General features: G+C 58.5%; 1 protein-coding gene. It reads right to left on the bottom strand.

The window, feature by feature from the left end; translation table 11 throughout:
* Positions 1-460: amidase family protein (locus EN808_RS35140; RefSeq protein ID WP_281041867.1), on the bottom strand; the 460-nt coding region annotated here is incomplete at its 3' end.
* Between the last annotated feature and the right edge of the window lie 5 nt (positions 461-465).

Below are 465 nucleotides of genomic sequence, written 5' to 3'. Positions count from 1 at the left end.
CGGCCATATCACGCACGGTTCGACATAAAACAAACTCGCGCGATAGGCCAAATGATGCGTCCTGGTTGCATGGGCCGCCGGAAACACGTCCGCGAGACGGACTTAGCCCGACGAGTCCGCACCAAGCAGCTGGGATGCGTATCGACCCGCCGCCATCGTTGCCGTGGGCGATAGGCGTGATACCTACGGCCACCGCCGCGGCTGCTCCGGCAGACGAGCCCCCTGTAGAGCGTTCAAGGTTCCAGGGATTGTGGGTGATGCCATTGATCATACTTTCACCCATTATAGACATCCCAAGCTCCGGTGTGGCCGTTCTTCCTATAGTTCGGAGCCCGCTCTTCCGAGCGCTTTGAAAAAAATAGCTGTCAATTTCAGCGCGACAGCCTTGGAACAGACGGCTTCCTTGTTCCTGAAGGCGGCCCGCTTCCGTCTCACCAGCATCCTTGCGAAGGAAAGGCACGCCAT

Source organism: Mesorhizobium sp. M8A.F.Ca.ET.165.01.1.1, assembly GCF_004792065.1.
Taxonomy (GTDB): domain Bacteria; phylum Pseudomonadota; class Alphaproteobacteria; order Rhizobiales; family Rhizobiaceae; genus Mesorhizobium.
Note: the sequence above shows the minus strand (reverse complement) of the source record. Positions and strands in the feature narration are given on the sequence as shown.